Annotated in this window: 14 protein-coding genes; 8 read left to right on the forward strand and 6 right to left on the reverse strand. The window is 69.9% G+C overall.

Annotation, left to right across the window (positions count from 1 at the left end; translation table 11 throughout):
- Nucleotides 1–213: 213 nt before the first annotated feature.
- Genes HW837_RS40975 through HW837_RS40985 form a run of 3 tightly spaced genes read right to left on the reverse strand, consistent with a single transcriptional unit; the run spans nucleotide 214 to nucleotide 3944 of the window.
- Nucleotides 214–1266, reverse strand: a complete 1053-nt coding sequence (locus HW837_RS40975; RefSeq protein ID WP_045562221.1) for an ABC transporter permease — start codon at nucleotides 1264–1266, stop codon at nucleotides 214–216.
- On the reverse strand, nucleotides 1259–2824 hold the full coding sequence (locus HW837_RS40980; RefSeq protein WP_193381799.1) for a sugar ABC transporter ATP-binding protein: 1566 nt from the start codon (nucleotides 2822–2824) through the stop codon (nucleotides 1259–1261). The genes HW837_RS40975 and HW837_RS40980 overlap by 8 nt, the downstream gene beginning before the upstream one ends.
- A 46-nt stretch (nucleotides 2825–2870) precedes the next feature.
- Nucleotides 2871–3944, reverse strand: a complete 1074-nt coding sequence (locus tag HW837_RS40985; protein ID WP_193381798.1) for a sugar ABC transporter substrate-binding protein — start codon at nucleotides 3942–3944, stop codon at nucleotides 2871–2873.
- Nucleotides 3945–4423: 479 nt separating this feature from the next.
- Between HW837_RS40985 and HW837_RS40990 the strand changes: the two genes are divergently transcribed.
- Together HW837_RS40990 and HW837_RS40995 are read left to right on the forward strand one after the other, a co-directional pair.
- On the forward strand, nucleotides 4424–6655 hold the full coding sequence (locus HW837_RS40990; protein WP_045562218.1) for an alpha-L-fucosidase: 2232 nt from the start codon (nucleotides 4424–4426) through the stop codon (nucleotides 6653–6655).
- 135 nt (nucleotides 6656–6790) lie between these two features.
- Nucleotides 6791–7207, forward strand: a complete 417-nt coding sequence (locus tag HW837_RS40995; protein ID WP_045562217.1) for a hypothetical protein — start codon at nucleotides 6791–6793, stop codon at nucleotides 7205–7207.
- A 107-nt stretch (nucleotides 7208–7314) separates the two neighbouring features.
- On the opposite strand, the gene dgoD is transcribed toward HW837_RS40995, so the two are convergent.
- The 3 genes from dgoD to HW837_RS41010 form a co-directional block, all read right to left on the reverse strand.
- The gene (gene dgoD, locus HW837_RS41000) at nucleotides 7315–8460 is read right to left on the reverse strand and encodes a galactonate dehydratase (RefSeq protein ID WP_193381797.1); all 1146 of its coding nucleotides are present in this window, start codon (nucleotides 8458–8460) and stop codon (nucleotides 7315–7317) included.
- A 223-nt stretch (nucleotides 8461–8683) separates the two neighbouring features.
- On the reverse strand, nucleotides 8684–9451 hold the full coding sequence (locus HW837_RS41005; RefSeq protein ID WP_045562215.1) for an SDR family NAD(P)-dependent oxidoreductase: 768 nt from the start codon (nucleotides 9449–9451) through the stop codon (nucleotides 8684–8686).
- Nucleotides 9448–10497, reverse strand: a complete 1050-nt coding sequence (locus HW837_RS41010; protein ID WP_045562214.1) for a LacI family DNA-binding transcriptional regulator — start codon at nucleotides 10495–10497, stop codon at nucleotides 9448–9450. Before HW837_RS41010 ends, HW837_RS41005 begins: the two co-directional genes overlap by 4 nt.
- A gap of 497 nt (nucleotides 10498–10994) precedes the next feature.
- On the opposite strand from HW837_RS41010, the gene HW837_RS41015 reads away from it, so the two are divergent.
- From HW837_RS41015 to HW837_RS41040, 6 genes are all read left to right on the forward strand, one after another.
- Nucleotides 10995–12341, forward strand: coding sequence for an extracellular solute-binding protein (locus HW837_RS41015; protein ID WP_313895658.1), 1347 nt, complete (start codon nucleotides 10995–10997; stop codon nucleotides 12339–12341).
- The gene (locus HW837_RS41020; RefSeq protein WP_193381796.1) at nucleotides 12338–13381 is read left to right on the forward strand and encodes a carbohydrate ABC transporter permease; all 1044 of its coding nucleotides are present in this window, start codon (nucleotides 12338–12340) and stop codon (nucleotides 13379–13381) included. Before HW837_RS41015 ends, HW837_RS41020 begins: the two co-directional genes overlap by 4 nt.
- Nucleotides 13381–14202, forward strand: a complete 822-nt coding sequence (locus tag HW837_RS41025; protein WP_045562211.1) for a carbohydrate ABC transporter permease — start codon at nucleotides 13381–13383, stop codon at nucleotides 14200–14202. Before HW837_RS41020 ends, HW837_RS41025 begins: the two co-directional genes overlap by 1 nt.
- A 91-nt stretch (nucleotides 14203–14293) precedes the next feature.
- Entirely contained in the window at nucleotides 14294–14953 is a 660-nt protein-coding gene (locus tag HW837_RS41030; protein ID WP_045562210.1) for a bifunctional 4-hydroxy-2-oxoglutarate aldolase/2-dehydro-3-deoxy-phosphogluconate aldolase, read from the forward strand.
- Nucleotides 14950–15918, forward strand: coding sequence for a sugar kinase (locus HW837_RS41035; RefSeq protein WP_313895657.1), 969 nt, complete (start codon nucleotides 14950–14952; stop codon nucleotides 15916–15918). Before HW837_RS41030 ends, HW837_RS41035 begins: the two co-directional genes overlap by 4 nt.
- A 73-nt stretch (nucleotides 15919–15991) precedes the next feature.
- Nucleotides 15992–17065 carry a lactonase family protein gene (locus tag HW837_RS41040; protein ID WP_045562209.1) on the forward strand — a complete coding sequence of 358 codons (1074 nt, stop codon included), beginning with the start codon at nucleotides 15992–15994 and terminating at the stop codon, nucleotides 17063–17065.
- The last annotated feature ends 21 nt before the right edge of the window (nucleotides 17066–17086 follow it).

The raw sequence follows: 17086 nt of genomic DNA on the forward strand, positions 1-17086 counted from the left end.
GGCGGCGGAGTAGTCCGGCTCGGGGTTCATCGCGTCCGAGCCGTCCAGATGCTCGGACGTCGGGAAACGGACGTCCAGAACATCCAACGCCGTGATACGGGCGGACGGGGGCAGGGCTGAGGGCATGGGGGCAACTCCTGTGAGGGCACCGAGCGTGGTCGGGCAGGTGACGAGAACGCGGGTCGTCCGGTCGGCGGAGGCAGACGCGGGGGTCTACTCCTGGACCTTGCCGCCGGTGATGCGGGAGATGGTGAGGGCGACCAGGATGATCAGGCCGTTGAGGGCGCCGATCCACTGCGCGGGCACGCCGGCGAGGGTGAGGACGTTCTGGATCATGAAGAGCAGCAGGATGCCGCTGAAGGCCCCGAACATGGTGCCCTTGCCGCCGTTGAGGCTGATCCCGCCGATCACGGCGGCCGCGAAGACGGTGAAGATGTAGCCGTTGCCCTGCGCGGAGGCGACGGACGCGAGCCGCCCGGAGAGCAGCAGTCCGGCGAGGGCGGCGAGCAGGCTTCCGGTGACGATGACGATCCACAGCACCCGGTCGGTGCGGATGCCTGCGGCCTTGGCGGCGTCGACGTTGCCGCCGATGGCGTACAGCGAGCGGCCGAAGCTGGTCCAGCCGAGGACGACGACGGCGACGGCGAACAGGACCAGGCAGAGCCAGATGGAGGCGGGCATCCCGAACCACTGGGCGGTGCCGAGGTAGAGCATCGACTCCGGCAGCTGGAAGAAGGTCTGGCCGCCGGAGATACCGGTGAGGACACCGCGCAGCACGATCAGCATGCCGAGGGTGACGATGAAGCCGTTGAGGCCGAAGCGGATGATCAGCAGGGCGTTGATCACGCCCACGAGCACGCCCACGGCGAGTGTGACCGGGATCGACCAGGCGCCGGGGAGGAGCCCGAGGCCGTGCCCGGCACCGGTCGGCACGACCAGCCACGCCGCCACCCCGGGCGCGAGGCCCATGGTGGACTCCAGTGAGAGGTCCATCTTCTTGACGATCAGGACCATCGTCTGGGCGAGGACCAGCAGGGCGATCTCGGACATGGTCTGCAGGACGTTCATGAGGTTGTCGGCCTGCAGGAAGACCGGGTTGACGATCTGTCCGACGATCGCGATGGCGATGATGGCCGGCACCAGGGCGAGGTCGCGCAGCCGGGCCAGGGGGATCCTCCCGCCCAGCAGGGCGGTCCGCTTCGCGGCCGGTTCCGTGGCGTCGGGCGCGGCGGTTCCCGACGTGTCCGCGAGGACGGTTTCAGGCATTGAGGTCCACTCCTTCCATCGCGGCCACCAGGTCGTGGTCGTGCCAGCCGCGGGCGATCTCCGAAGTCACACGGCCCTGGAACATCACCAGGACCCGGTCGCACATGCGCAGGTCGTCGAGTTCGTCGGAGGCGATGAGCACTCCGGTGCCGGTCTCCGCGGTCTCCTCGACCTTGCCGAGGAGGAACTCCTTGGACCGCACGTCGACGCCGGCGGTCGGGTTGATCAGGACCAGCAGCCGGGGATCGTCGGCCAGGGCGCGGGCCATGACGACCTTCTGCTGATTGCCTCCGGAGAGCCCGGAGACGGGCAGTTCGGGGCCGGGTGTCTTGATCGCGAGGTTCTCGATCATGCCCTCGGCCAGGCCGTCCCGTCGGCGGCCGCTGATGAATCCGCGTCGGCCGAGCCGCTGCGGTACGGACAGCGTCGCGTTGTCCGCGATCGACATCTCCGGCACGAACCCTTGGTGGTGCCGGTCCTGCGGGACGAAGCCGGCGCCGGCCGCGAGGGCGCTCGGCACGCTGCCCGGGCGGGGCCTCAGGCCGGCGATCTCGACCGCACCGGCATCGGCCGCCCGCAGCCCCACGACCGTCTCGGCCACCTCGGTGCGTCCGCTGCCCGCGGCTCCGGCGAGCCCGACGATCTCTCCCGCGCCCACCATGAACGTGACGCCGTCGTAGGCGCCGTCACTGCTCAGCTCATCGACGCTCAGAGCGGAAGGGGCCGTGACGTCGACGGAGCCGGCCCGCTGCTCCCGCTCCGCGGCCGCGGCCTCGCCGGTCATGGCGGCCACGAGTTCGGTGCGGGGGAGCCGCGCCACCGGGACGGTCACGATGTGCCGGGCGTCCCGGAACACGGTGACCGTGTCGCAGATGTCGTACACCTCTTGCAGGTGATGGCTGATGAACAGGAAGGTGACGCCCTGGCGTTGCAGGTCGCGGACGCGGTCGAAGAGCCGGTTGATGGCCGCGCCGTCGAGCTGGGCGGTCGGTTCGTCGAGGATGATGAACCGGGCGCCGAAGGACAGGGCGCGGGCGATCTCGACGAACTGCCGCTGCTCCACGTTCAGATCGCCGGCCGGTGTCTGCGGGTCCACGTCCACCGACCATGTCGACAGCAGATCCCGTGCCCGGGCGCGCACGCCCTGCCAGCTGATCAGCCGGTGACGGCCGTGATCGTGCCGGTTCAGGAAGAGGTTCTCGGCGACGGTCAGCGTGGGAATGATCGTCGACTTCTGGTAGACGCAGGCCACCCGTCGGCGCCAGGCGTCGCGGTCCGTGAGCCGGGGGGCCGGCTCGCCGCCGAAGGTGACCGTCCCCTCGTCGGGGGCCTGGAGTCCGGTCAGGACGGACACCAGGGTGGACTTGCCGGCGCCGTTGCGGCCGACGAGTGCGTGGGTCTCGCCGGGCCTGATGGTGATCCGGGCGCCGTTCAGGGCGACCGTCGGACCGTACCGTTTGACTATGCCCGTCGCCTCGACGACGGGCGGGCCCGCCGGGGCCCGTCCGTCGTTCGCCGGGACGGATGCGGGGGTGGGTGTTCGCTCCCCGTCTCTCATCTCAACCGCCTTGTGTACGTGGGTCGTCGAGCTGTCGGGCGGAGCCTCAGCCGAGGTTGTTGCCCCACAGGGACGAGTCGTCGCTCTTGAGGCTCGGCACGCCGCCGTAGGTGCCGCCGTCCGCCGTCACGAGCGGGGCGGAGAGCTGGTCCTCCAGCAGGCCGTCGCGCACCTGGACGATGGTGCTGTCGTGGTCGGTCTTGCCGGGCTTGAACGTCTTCCCGTCGATCGCGGCCTTGAGGTAGTACAGGGCGTACTTGGAGTAGAGGTCCGCGGGCTGGGAGACCGTGGCGTCGATCTTGCCGTCGGCTATGGACCTGAGCTCCTCCGGGATGCCGTCGTTGGACACGACGAAGACGTGCTTCTTGTCCTTGGGGTCGACCAGCAGGCCCTTCTGCTTCAGCACCTGGAGCGTGCCGGACAGGGCGAAACTGGACTGCATGTAGACGCCCTTGATGTCCGGGTGCTGGGTCAGCCGTGTCTGGAGCTTCTGCGCGGCGACGGCGCCGTCCCAGTTGGTGGCCTCACCGAAGACCTTGATCTTGGGGAAGTCGGTCTTCATGCACTCGTTGAACGCCTCTGTACGGTCACGGCCGTTGATGGAGTCCAGTCCACCCTGCAACATCACGACCTTGCCCTTGCCGCCGAGCTTGGCGCCGAGGTACTGGCAGGCCTTCTCGCCGTACGCGCGGTTGTCGGCCCGCACCACCATGTAGACCTTGCCGGTGTCGGGACGGGTGTCGACCGTGACCACCGGGATCTTCTTGGCCTCCATCTGGGCCAGGGTGGGGGCGATGGCGGCGGTGTCCTGCGGCGCCATCGCGACGCCCTTGACGCCCTGGCTGATGAACGTCTGCGCGTTGGCGGTGAGCTTGGCGACGTCGTTCTGCGAGTTGGTGGTCTTCAGGTCCAGGTCCAGCTCCTTGGCGTACTGCGGCGTGTACTTGATGTACGAGTTCCAGAAGTCGGTGTCAGAGCGCGGGTAGTCGACCCCGACCAAGGGCGTGTCGCCCCCGGCGGTGGTCGTGGCGCCGGAGTCCGTGCTGCCGCCGCAGGCGCTGACCAGAGTCAGTGCCGAGACGGCGGCCACGGCGGAGCAGAGGGCGGTTCTGAGTCTCATGAGTTCCTCGCGCTGATCCGGTGGGCGACGGCTGTCGCTCCCGACGGGGCGGTGTCGCACCATCACGATTGATGGGATGTATGTATACGGCCCTCCTGGCGATCCTGTCTAGCCTTCCAGGGTTTTCGCTGTAGTTCGCTGGCGAGGTGGTACTTCGTTACATGCTGTGGCGGTCCGGTCACCGAAAAGCATCCCATCAATGCCGGAGATGTGAGGATTGTCGGCTCGAAGAGGTGCCGCACAGCCTCCTGTGCGTCAAGACATGCCATGTTTGATGGGGGAGGAAAGGTGAAGAGGCGTCATCAATCGTCATATAAGGGATGCCAAAGTGCAGTTTTCATCCCTGCAAAGCTGTTGACATCAGAGGCGAACGTGACCGAACTTCATCCGAGCGGGTGCGCAGGTCACCGCACGGACGCCGACTGCTTCCGCTGAGCAGTCCGGCGACGACACACAGAACGACGACGGAGGTCCCCGCCATGCCAAGACCGATCAACAGACGCGCGTTCCTGGCGTGCGCCACAGGTGTCGCGGCCGCCGCCGTCGCGGGTGGTCTCCTCGGCTCCGGAAGCGCCTACGCGGCCCCGGCCACCTACACACCCTCATGGGACTCGGTCGACCAGCACCCGCCGGCCCCCGAGTGGTTCAAGGACGCCAAGTTCGGCATCTACTTCCACTGGGGTGTGTTCAGCGTGCCCGCGTTCGAGAGCGAGTGGTACCCGCGCCACATGTACCAGAACAACAGCACGGCGAAACAACACCACGTCGCCACGTACGGCAACCCGTCCTCGTGGCCGTACCACAACTTCATCAACGGGGCGAACGATCTGGCGGGCAACCACGCGGAGTTCGCACCGAAACTGAAGTCGGCCGGCGGCAACTTCGACCCCGACGAATGGGCACAGCTCTTCGTCGACGCCGGCGCGAAATTCGCCGGACCCGTCGCCGAGCACCACGACGGCTACTCGATGTGGGACAGCCAGGTCAACGAGTGGAACTCCGTCGACAAGGGCCCGCACCTGGACCTGCTGGAGCTGTTCACCGACGCCATCCGCGCCAGGAACCTCAAGCTCCTCGTGGCCATGCACCACGCCTACAACTACACGGGCTTCTTCGAGTTCGCGCCGGCGCAGTCCGACCCGAGCCTGAAGAAGCTCTACGGGCAACTGGGTTCAGCGCAGGAGAACCAGCTCTGGTACGACAAGCTCAAGGAGGTCGTCGACCGGGCCCGACCGGACATCCTGTGGCAGGACTTCAGACTGGACCACGTCGACGAGACCCAGCGCCTGAACTTCCTGTCGTACTACTACAACCAGGCCAACAGCTGGGGCAAGGAGGTCGTCGCCACCTACAAGGACGGCTTCAACAGCCACGGCGCGGTCTTCGACTACGAGCGGGGCGGACCGTCCGACCTCACCGCGCCCTACTGGCTGACGGACGACAGCATCTCCAGCAGCAGTTGGTGCTACACCGAGGGCATCGGCTACTACAGCGTCAAGCAGATGGTGCACTCGTTCATCGACCGGATCAGCAAGAACGGCAACGTCCTGCTCAACATCGCCCCGAAGGCCGACGGCACCATCCCCCAGGCCCAGCGCGACATCCTCCTCGGCATCGGCGACCACCTCGGGCGCTTCGGCGAGTCGATCTACTCGACGCGGGCGTGGACGGCGTACGGCGAGGGTCCGACGAAGATGGGCGGCGGCGCCTTCGTCCAGCCGACGACGGGTACGGCGCAGGACATCCGCTTCACCCGCAACAAGGCGAACACCGTCCTGTACGCCACCGTCCTCGGCTGGCCCGGCAGCTCACTCGAGATCAAGACCCTCAACTCCGGCCGGATCAACCTCGGTTCGCTGACCTCGGTGAAGCTGCTCGACTCCACGGCCGGTACCTACATCAGCCTCGCGAACCCCACACAGAACGCGTCGGGGCTGCAGGTGACCCTGCCCTCCTCGGCACCCTTCTCCGCCCACGCGTACGTGCTGAAGCTCAGCTTCTCCGGCGAGATACCCGGCCTCAAGCCCCTCGCCGGTGCCGTCGCCTACACGAACGTCGGCTACGCGGGTGACGCCGCGGTGCTCGCCCTCGGCAGCTACACGGCCGACCAGCTGACCCAGGCCGGGGTGCCCCCGCTCAGCGTGTCCTCGCTCAGGGTGGCTCCGGGGCACCAGGTCATCGGCTACTCCGCGGACGACTTCGGCGGCACCTCGTGGACGTTCGGCGCCGACAACAGCGATCTGCGCAACACCGGCAACAACGACAGGATCACCTCGCTGAAGGTGGTCCTCAACCCCTCGGCCTGGCTGCGCATCACCAATGTCACCAACGGCCTCGCCCTGGACAGCGGGGGCAACGTCGCCGGCGGCTCCAACCTCAAGCAGTGGACCTGGGACGGCAGTAACAACCTGCAGTGGCACGCGATCGACCTCGGCAACGGCTACTACAAGGTGGAGAACCGCGCCAACGGCATGGTCGCCGACGGCTGGGGCGCCACCACCAACGGCAGCGCGTGCAGGCAGCTGGAGTGGAACGGTCACACCAACCAGCAGTGGAAGATCACCTACCGTGGCGACGGCCGCTACTCCCTCACCAACCGCACCACGGGCATGGCACTGGACGGCGGGGGCGCCGTCGCCTCCGGGTCCAACGCCAAGCAGTGGCGCTTCGACAACAGCACCAACCTGCTGTGGACGTTCACCGCACTGTGACGCCTCCCGGTGCGGCGGCCCCCTGCTCCACCCAGCCGCCGCACCGGCCCTGCCCTTGACCGGGACCGGGGCCGCGCCGGCACACACCTGTAGCCTGCTGCCAGCTGTGTGCCGGGGGAGGGCGAGGGAGTCGGCGTGGTGAGCATCCTGTCCGTGGCCCTGGGGGCTGGTATCGGCCTCCTGGGGGTCGTGTTCGGGGCTTGGTTCACCGCGCGTCGGCAGGACCGCATGTGGTTGCGTGAACAGAAGCTGAAGGCCGGGATCGGCTTCAACACCGCCGTCGTCCAGCTCGTCGACCACCTCCGGGAGACACGGCTCAGCGACGACGGCGCCGGGGCCGACGAACTGGCGGGCCGGATGCAGGAAGCCCGGTCAGCCCTCTACCTCCTGTGCGCCGAGGACACCGTCGACCTCGCCGACGCCCTCGCCCGCCGGGTCTGGAACTCCCGGCCCAGCGAGGGCCGTGCCGATCGCAGGACCGAGCACAGGGAGACGGAGGAACTCCTGCGCCGCTTCACCCGACAGCTTCGGCAAGAGATCGCCAGGACATGACCGACCGGCTCCTGACCATGGCCGCCGAGCGATCTCCTGAACCCCGGGTCTTCGGCACCGGCCCGAGCCCCGGCCGACCTGCCCGGCCGGGGGCCCGGGCACCCCGCCTACCAGGAGGCCAATGAACCGTCCGTGTTGCGCCAGACCGGGTTGCGCCAACGGTGGCCGCGTTCGGCGGCCGCCCGGACCGCGTCCTCGTCGATGGTGATGCCGAGGCCGGGTGCGGTGGGCCGGTCGATGTAGCCGTCGCGGAACGTGAACGGCGTCGTGTCGGCGAGGTAGTCCAGCAGTCCGCTGCTGTCCCCGTAGCCGATGCCCAATGCCTGTTCCTGGATGAGGAAGTTGGGGATCGCGAAGTCGAGCTGAAGACTGGCCGCGAGGGCGATCGGGCCGAGCGGGCAGTGCGGTGCCACCATGACGTCGTACGCCTCGGCCATCGCGGCGATCCGGCGGCTCTCGGAGATGCCGCCTGCGTGGCTGATGTCGGGCTGGGCCACGGCGATGCCGTCGGAGAGCACCGAGCGGAAGTCCCAGCGGGAGTACAGCCGTTCGCCCGTGGCGATGGGGATCGAGGTGGAGCGCACCACGGCGCCGAGGTCCTGGGAGAACTCCGGGAGCACGGGCTCCTCGACGAAGAGCGGCAGGAGGGGTTCGAGGTGGGGCAGCACGCGGCGGGACATCGCCCCGCTGAACCGGCCGTGGAAGTCCAGCGCCAGGTCGCGCTCCGGTCCGATGGCCTCGCGGACCGCGGCCACTCCGTCCACGATGGCGTTGATCGCGGCGGGGGGCGCGAGCGGCTCCAGCTGGCCGCAGGGGTTGAGCTTGACCGCCGTCATGCCCTTGGCGACCTGCTCGGCGGCCGACTCGGCCAGTTCCTCCGGGGTCTCGCCGCCGACCCAGCCGTAGACGCGGACCCGGTCGCGCACATGGCCGCCGAGGAGCTGATGGACCGGGACGCCGTGCGTCTTGCCCGCGATGTCCCACAACGCCTGGTCGATTCCGGCCAGGGCGCTGTTCAGGACGACTCCGCCGCGATAGAAGCCGCTCTTGGCGAGCACCTGCCAGTGCTCCTCGATGCGGGCGGGGTCCTGGCCGAGCAGGTAGTCGAACATCTCCTCGACGCAGCGGGCGACCGTGTGGGCCTTGCCCTCGACTATGGGCTCGCCCCAGCCGGAGATTCCCTCGTCGGTGTCGATGCGCAGGAAGAGCCAGCGAGGTTCGACGAGGAAGAGTTCGAATCCAGTGATCTTCATGGGGTGGACCTCCGGGTCCTGTGCTGTGTACGGCCCGGTGCGGGGCCGAGGCGCGGGGCGTGGTGGATGAGCGGGGTGTGGTGGACAGAGGGTGGGGCGGTAGGTGGTGGGGGCGTGCGTGGTGAGGGGGTACATGGATGGGGCGTTGCGGGGTGGCCGAGTGCGGGCGCGGGGGATCGACGCCCGTGGACACGGGAGTGCCGAGTCCGGCGGCAGGGTCGGGCTACTCCTGGGAGCTGATGCTGCGGCCGCCGTCCACGAGGAGGTTCTGGCCGGTGATGAAGGAGGCGTCGTCGGAGGCGAGGAAGGCCACGGCTGCCGCGATGTCCTCGGGGGCACCGAGCCTGCCGGCCGGTGTGCGCGCGATGGTCTGTGTCTTGTACTCCTGGGGTGTGTGGGCCCACAGCGCGGTCACCACGGCTCCGGGCAGGACGGAGTTGAACCTGATCAGCCCCCCGTACTCGACGGCCAACTGGCGTACGAGGGCGTCGATCCCGCCCTTGGCGGCCGCGTAGGCGGGGAAGCCCTTGAAGCCGAGGGCCGCGTGCACGGACGAGGTGATGACCACCGCGCCCGAGGCCGTCCCGAGGAGCGGCACCCCGGCTCGGACGCCGTAGAACACCGAGTCGAGGCAGAGCCGCAGCTGGTCGTGCCAGGAGTCGTCGTCGAGTTCGTGTGCCGCTCCGGGCACATTGCGCCCCACATTGAGGTGGAGCACGTCGAGGCGCCCGGTCCAGGACTCGGCCGCGGCGATGGCCGTGGCCCACTGACCCGGAGAGGTCACGTCGAGGGGCCGGTCCTGTGCCCGCCCACCGCCGGCGCGGATGTCCTCGGTCACGCGCCGGGCGGCCTCGGCGTCCACGTCGGTGACGAGGACGGACGCGCCCTCGGCGGCCAGCCGTCGGGCGGTGGCCGCCCCGATGCCGGAGCCGGCGCCGGTGAGCAGGGCCGTACGGCCGCTGAAACGGGCCGGTGCGGCGGCGACGGTCATGGTGTCTCTCCTGGTTCTGCCGGTCCGGCCGTGGAGCCGCGCAGCACCAGCCGCGGCTCGGTGGGCACGACGACGTCTCCCACCGGTCTGTTCTCGATGGTGGCCACCAAGGAGTCCACGGCAGCGGTCCCCAGCTCGTACAGCGGCATCGCGACGGTGGTCAGCGGGGGATGGAGGTGCGCGGCCACGGGCAGGTCGTCGTTGCCGACCACGGAGACGTCCTCCGGGATCCGCAGGCCGAGGTTCCTGATGGCGGCCATGGCGCCTATCGCCTGTGCGAGGGAGCTGGTGTAGACGGCGGTGACCGGCGGGCGCGCACTGCCGGCGGCGGGACGCAGCAGCTCCCGCGCGGCGGCGCCGCCCCCGTCCTCGGTGAAGTCCCCGGACGCGATCGGGGCCGCGTCCAGCCCCAAGGCGTCGGCGTGGCGCCGGAACGCCGCCTTGCGGACCTCGCTGGGGGTGATCCCGGGGGGACCCGCTATGTGGCCGATCCTGCGGTGACCGAGGCCGTGCAGGTGGTCGAGCGCGGTCACGCTCGAACGCGCTACGTCCATGGTGACGTTGCGGCCGGACCCCTCCACGGAGCGGTTGAGGAACACGTGGGGGACCGGGCTGTGGCTGAGGGTCTCCAGCAGGGGGTGGCCGGGGCGGGCCGAGGCGATGAGCAGCCCGTCGACCCTGCCCTCCTGCACCAGGTCGTTGAAGGAGTCGTCGGCCTCCTGCCCGTCGAAGTCCTCCGCCAGCAGGGAGAGGTAGCCCAGCTCGCGGGCACGTTGGTAGGCGCCGCGGGCGATGGTGACGTACGTGGGGTTGGCGAGGGCGGGGATCAGCAGGGCCAGCGCGTGGGTGCTGGCGCCGGCCAGGGCCCGGGCCCCGGAGTGGGGGCGGTAGCCGAGTGCCTCGGCGGCCTCGTGGACACGGCGGCGCGTCTCGGGCCGTACGGACAGGTCCTGTCGGCCGTTGAGCACCTTGGACACGGTGGCCTTGGAGACCCCGGCCGCGTGTGCCACATCCACGAGCCTGGCCCTGACGGGTTGTTCCGGCACGTGTTCCCCCTCTCCGGTGGGTATCGCCCTGCTCCGCTGCCGCGGACCGAGGGTGACTCGATACAACCTCTTGACACCTTCTGGCGACGCAACCTAACGTTCGCGAAAGTTTCAGTCAACCGGTTTCCTCAGACGGAAATAAGCGATAAGTCTGAGCAGAGCCCCAGGAACCGGTCATATCGCCACAGCTAGATGTCGGCCATGTTGACGTGCAGTCAACTGAGCCGAGGAGCCGTCCCCGGGCTCACCGCGGACGCGACCACCGTCGCGCCGGCGGTTCCCCGGCACCGGTCCCGCGCACCCGTCCACGCAGACGGTCGCGCCCGGTCCGGGCATCTCGCGCCACCACCGAGCGAGCCGGTGATCCGCCGGACGCCGTGCCCCGTTCGTCTCTCGCGGCAACCCCACGCGCCGCCTCGGCCCCGCAGTACGTTCCCGCAGCCGCCGTACGTCCCGCACCCGCGTACGTCACGCACGAAAGGCCCATTAGCATGCCCATGTCAAGGTCGACCTCTCTCGACAGACGGAGCTTCCTCGCCGTCTCCGCCGGCACCGCGCTCGCCGCGACCGGTCTGTCCGCCTGCGCCGGCTCTGTCAGCAACGGCACGAACGGATCCGGCGGCGGCAAGACGACGCTCACCGTGATGACGGTGGACAACGAGTGGGACAAGAAGGGCCTCAAGGCCGCCGAAGAGGCGCTGGGGATGAACCTCAACGTCATCATCTGGGACGCCACCAAGCTCAACGCCATGCTGGCCGCGAAGAACCCGCCGGACGTGGTCCGCGGCTTCGGCGCCACCGAGACCCCCTACTTCGCCGCCCGCGGCCTGATGACGGACCTCGACCCGTACTTCGCCAAGAGTTCGGTGCTCCAGCCCTCCGACCTCGACCCGGTCAACGACGTGTGGCGCTACGACGGCAAGAAGCAGGGCGCCGGACCGCGCTACGGCATGGCCAAGGACTACTCCCAGGACTCCATGTTCTGGTACCGCTCCGACCTCTTCGAGGCCGCCAAGCTGGACGCCCCGAGCGAGACGAAGCCGATCTCCTACGACGAGTGGCTCGACCTGGGCGAGAAGCTGGTCAAGCGCCGCCTCGGCAAGGTCAAGGTGTACGGCCTGAACGCCACCGGCATGGGCGTCTTCCCGCAGCTCATGGGCATGACCGCCTCCGCCGGCGGCAGCCTCTTCGCCGAGGACCTCGCCACCGTGGACTTCTCCTCCCCGGAGGCGCTGAAGGCCCTGCGGTGGTACCTGGACTACGCGAAGGCGGACATAGGTCCGAGCGTCGTCAACCCCAACCCGGACGGCTGGGACGGCCCCACCTACCAGGCCAACCGGATGGCGATGAGCTGCAACGGCTACTGGTTCGGCGGACTGATCGGCGGCGACCCCAAGCTCGCCGGCGTCTCCCGCTTCGCGCCCGCCCCGCAGCTCGGCGCCAACCGCGTCAGCTCCTGCTTCGGCGCCACCGGCTTCTGGATCCCCAGGGACGCCAAGAACAAGGACGCCGCCTGGAAGTTCTTCGAGTGGTACTTCGGAGGCAAGCCCGCCCAGGACCGGGCGGCCAGCGGCTGGGGCATACCGTCCCTGAAGTCGCTGCGGGCGAAGATGCCGCAGACCACCGACTTCCAGAAGCAGGCCTTCGCGGTGCAGGAACAGGAACTGCCGCACTTCTCCGTCATCGGCTTCACCCCCTACGCCCAGCAGGCCGCCCTGGAAGGCGTGCTGAACAAGGTGCTGCCGGGCGCCGTGAAGGCCGGGACCTCCGCCGGCAAGGTCGCCGACCAGCTCACCTCCCGTATGAACGAGCAGCTCGCCCAGGGCAAGGAGCTCGTGGGGTGAGCACCGAACAGATCACCGCGCCGGGCGCGCCGTCCCCCTCCGGGGAGACGGCCGCCCGGCCCGGGCCCCGCACCGGCGCGCACGCCGGTCGCGGACCCCGCTCGCTGACCACCCGCCGCGCCTGGTCCTTCTATGTGTTCGCAGGCCCCTGGTTGCTGGGATTCCTCGCCCTGACGGCCTTCCCGCTCGGGTACGCCCTGTGGCTGAGCCTGACCAACTCCGACGGTCTGTCGAACAACTCCCGCTTCGTCGGTCTGGACAACTACCGTCAGGTCCTCTCCGACCCGGAGACGCTGTCCTCCCTGGCCCGCACCGGCGTCTTCACCGCGATCACCGTGCCGCTCACCATCGTGGCCGGCATCCTGCTCGCGGTGCTGGTCAACCAGCCGATCCGGGCCCGCGGCTTGTTCCGCACCCTGCTGTACCTGCCGGCGATCGTCCCGCCGGTCGGCGCCGCCCTCACCTTCAAGCTGATCTTCGACCGGGACTCGGGCGCGGCCAACGGAGCCCTGGACGCCCTGAACATCGACGGCGTGAGCTGGCTGATGGACCCCTACGCACGCTGGGTCCTGGTCACCCTGACCCTGTGGGGCGCGGGCAACTGCATGATCATCTCGCTGGCGGGGCTCCAGGACATCCCCAAGGAGATGCACGAGGCCGCCCGAGTGGACGGCGCGAACGCCTGGCAGTCCTTCACCAGGATCACCCTGCCGCTGCTCTCCCCGGTGCTGTTCTTCCAGGTCATCACCGGCATCATCGCCGCCGTACAGAGCTTCCTGCCGCTGCTGATCTCCCTCGACCCCACTCCCCGGGGCGTCTCGGCCGTACCCGAGGGCAACTCCCTGTTCATGATCCAGGTGTTCGCCCAGTACTTCGCCAACGGCCGGTACGGATACGCCTCCGCGATGCTCTGGGTGCTCTTCCTGATCATCGTCGCGGTGACGTTCCTCGTCTTCAGACTCAGTAGGGGCGCGGTGTTCTACTCCGTCGCCCCGGAGGCGGCCAAGCCGTCCAAGCCGCGCACGATCGGAGGCAAGTGATGGTGTTCCCCCGCAGAAGTGCCGTATACATGCTGCTGGTCGGTGCCCTCGTCTTCTTCCTCGGCCCGTTCGGCTGGCTGCTGAACACCGCCCTGAAGGCCCCATCCGAACTGCGCGCGCTGCCCGTCCACTGGTGGCCGCACCACCCCAGCCTGAGCAACTTCCAAGAAGCGCTGACCCATTTCGACTACCTCGGCTACGCCCGCAACTCCCTGACGATCGCCACGCTCTACGCCGTGCTGGTCACCCTGGCCTCCGCATGGGCGGGCTACGGATTCGCCCGCCTCGACGCGCCCGGCAAGCGGGTGATCTTCTCCGTGCTGCTGTCGACGATGATGCTGCCGCAGGTCCTCACCCTCATCCCGACCTACCTGCTGTTCGCCAAGGCCCATCTGACCAACACCTACATGCCGTGGGTGCTGTGGGGCCTGTGCGGAGCGCCGTACCTGATCTTCCTCTTCCGGCAGTTCTTCTCGAACATGCCCAAGGAACTGGAGGAGGCCGCGATCGTCGACGGCTGCGGGCAGATCCGCATCTTCTGGCGGATCTTCCTGCCGCAGTCCTGGCCCGTCATCGCCACCAGCCTGATCCTGTCCTTCAGCTGGACCTGGGGCGACTGGATCGCGCCCGCCCTGCTGCTGGACGACGCCCACACCACCCTCGCGGTCAAACTCGCCTACGGCTATGTCAACCAGCAGGGCGCACAGCTGGGGAACCTGGTCGCCGCGGGCGCGGTGATCTACGTCGTCCCGGTGCTGGCGTTGTTCCTCATCGTGCAGCGGGGCTTCGTCGCCGGCGTCGCCACCTCCGGACTCAAGTGACCTTCGCACGTTCGCCAACTCGCTTTCGCCCAAAGGAACTTCGCATGACGCACACCAAGGGAATCCCCATGTGCCCCGCGGCGGTGGGGTCATGACGGAGCGCCCCGCACTCACCCCGCAGCTCGGCCGGACACGGGTCATGGCCATCCTCAGGTCGGCCGACGCCTCTGGACTGCCCGCCGTGGCTCGCGCCCTCGCCGCCGGTGGCGTCACCTGCCTGGAGGTCACCCTCACCACCGCCGGAGCGCTCGACGCGCTGGCCCGCATCCGGGCGGAACTCGGCCCCGACGTCGCGGTCGGCGCCGGCACCGTGATCACCGGCGACCAGGCCAGGGACGCCCTGGCGGCGGGAGCGGAGTTCCTGGTCGCCCCGGTCGTCGACACCGACGTCGTCCGGAACGCGGCCGACCGGGGTGTCGCCTGCTACCCGGGGGCCTGGACGCCGACCGAGGTGGCACAGGCGTGGCGGGCCGGCGCCGCCGCCGTCAAGCTGTTCCCCGCCGCCACGGGCGGCCCCGCGCATCTTCGCCGGCTGCGGGCCCCCCTGACGGACATCCCCCTGGTCGCCGTCGGCGGCGTCGGCATCGACCAGGCGCGGGACTACCTGGACGCGGGCGCCTGCGCGGTCGGCATCGGCTCCCCGCTGCTGCGCGGCGCGGACCGGGACCCGACTCCGCGGGCACTGGACGCCCTCACCGAGAGGGCGAGGACCCTGCTGGAGGCGGTACGGGCCGAGGAGGCAAGAACGTGAACACCTCCTCACCCCCGCCCGGCGAGCCCTACCTCGTCACCCTCGGCGACGTGCTCGCCGTCATGGCGGCCGGGAGCCCCGGCCCGTTCGCGCTCGGCACGGCACTGCGCCTGGGAATCGCCGGCGCGGAGTCCAACGTCGCCGTCGGTGTCAGCCGCCTCGGCGGATCCGCGACCTGGATCGGCCGGGTGGGCGACGACGAACTGGGCGACCTCGTCCTGCGCGAACTTCGGGCCGAAGGGGTCACCACCGTCGCCGCGCGCGACGCGGCTCCCACCGCCCTGCTGCTGAAGGAACGCCGTACCTCCACCCACAGCCGTACGCGCTACTACCGCACCCACACGGCCGGCTCCCGGCTCACCGCCGACGACGTCCCCGAGTACGTCGTCGCGGGGGCGGCGGTCCTCCACATCACCGGCATCACCCCGGCACTCGGGGAGGGCCCCGCCCAGGCCGTGCACCGGGCCGTGGACATCGCCGCCGACGCCGGCGTGACCATCTCCCTGGACGTCAACTTCCGCTCGCTGCTGTGGAACGAGGCCGAGGCCCGGCACGCCCTGCTGCCCCTGCTGCGCAGGAGCGACCTGGTCTTCGCCGGACCGCACGAGGCCGCTCTCGTGGTGCCCGGTGCGGACGGACCGGAGGAACTCGCCCGGGGCATCTGCGACCTCGGACCCGCCGCGGCCGTGATCAAGGTCGGTGCCGACGGGGCGTACGCCCTCATCGACGGAAAGCCCCACCGGCAGCCCGCCGTGGCGGTCCAGGTCCACGACTCGGTGGGCGCGGGAGACGCGTTCGCCGCCGGATACCTCGCCGAACTGCTCGCGGGAGAGCCCCCGGAGCGGCGCCTGCGGACGGCCGCCCTGCTCGGCGCCTTCGCGGTGAGCACCGCCGGCGACTGGGAGGGCCTGCCCCGGCGCTCCGAACTGGGACTGCTCGACCACCACGACGACATCGTCCGCTGACGGCTTCGTCCGCCGCACCCCATATCCGCCGACACCTCCATCCGCCCCGGCACAGCGACTTCCAGGACCACCCATGCCCACGACCAGCCCCTCCACCGGCGCGTTCGCCCTCCTCACCGGCTCCTACACACCGGACTCCGGCGGGGACGGCCCCGGACTCGCCGCGCTGCTCCTCGACCCCGCCACCGGCCGCACCACCTACGACGACCTGGTGAAGCCGCTGCCTGTCAGCGGGGCCTCCTTCCTGGCAGCGCACCCCTCGCTCGACGTCGTCTACAGCACCAACGAGACCGAGGCGGGAACCGTCAGCGCCGTCGCCCGCGACGGCGACGGCGCCCTCTCCCCGCTGGGAGACCCCATGAGCAGCGGCGGGGCGAACCCCTGCCACCTCACCGTCCACCCGGACGGAGAGTGGCTGCTGACCGCGAACTACGGCAGCGACACCGCGCCGGGCACCGTCGCGGTGCACAGGATCGGACCGGACGGACGCCTGCTGGAGCCGACCGACCTCGTCGTCCACCAGGGCTCGGGCCCCGTCACCGGACGCCAGGAGGGCAGCCACGCCCATCAGGTACTCGTCGACCCGGCGGGCCGTTTCGTGCTGGCCACCGACCTGGGGGCGGACGCGGTGTTCACCTACCGGCTGAGCACCCTCACCGGAACCCTTGAGCGGATCGCGGTGAATCCGACGGGCGCGGGAACCGGCCCCCGCCACCTCGCCTTCGCCCCCGGCGGCGACCTGGTGTTCAGCGCCGACGAGCTGTCCTCGACCGTCACCTGCCACCGCTACGACGCCACCGACGGCACCCTGACGGCCCTCTCCGCCACTCCCGCCACAGCCCACGACGTCGCCAACCAGCCCGCCGGCATCGTCGCCTCCCCCTGCGGCCGCTTCGTGTGGGTGACCAACCGGGGTGCGGACACGGTCGCCGCCTTCCGCGTCACCGGCACCACCCTGGAACCGCTCGGCGAGGTCCCCGCCGGCGGCACATGGCCCCGCGGCCTGACCCTCGCGGCCGGTCACCTGCTCGTCGCCAACCAGCACAGCGGCACGTTCGCCGCCCTGCGGATCCAGGACGACGGCACCCTCACCCGCCCCCACCCGCCGCTCCCGGCACCCTCGGTGGTCTGCGCACTGGCGCTCTGACCTCCCTGCTCCTCCGCCCCC

This window comes from Streptomyces caniscabiei (genome assembly GCF_014930365.1).
In the GTDB taxonomy this organism is placed as follows: domain Bacteria; phylum Actinomycetota; class Actinomycetes; order Streptomycetales; family Streptomycetaceae; genus Streptomyces; species Streptomyces caniscabiei.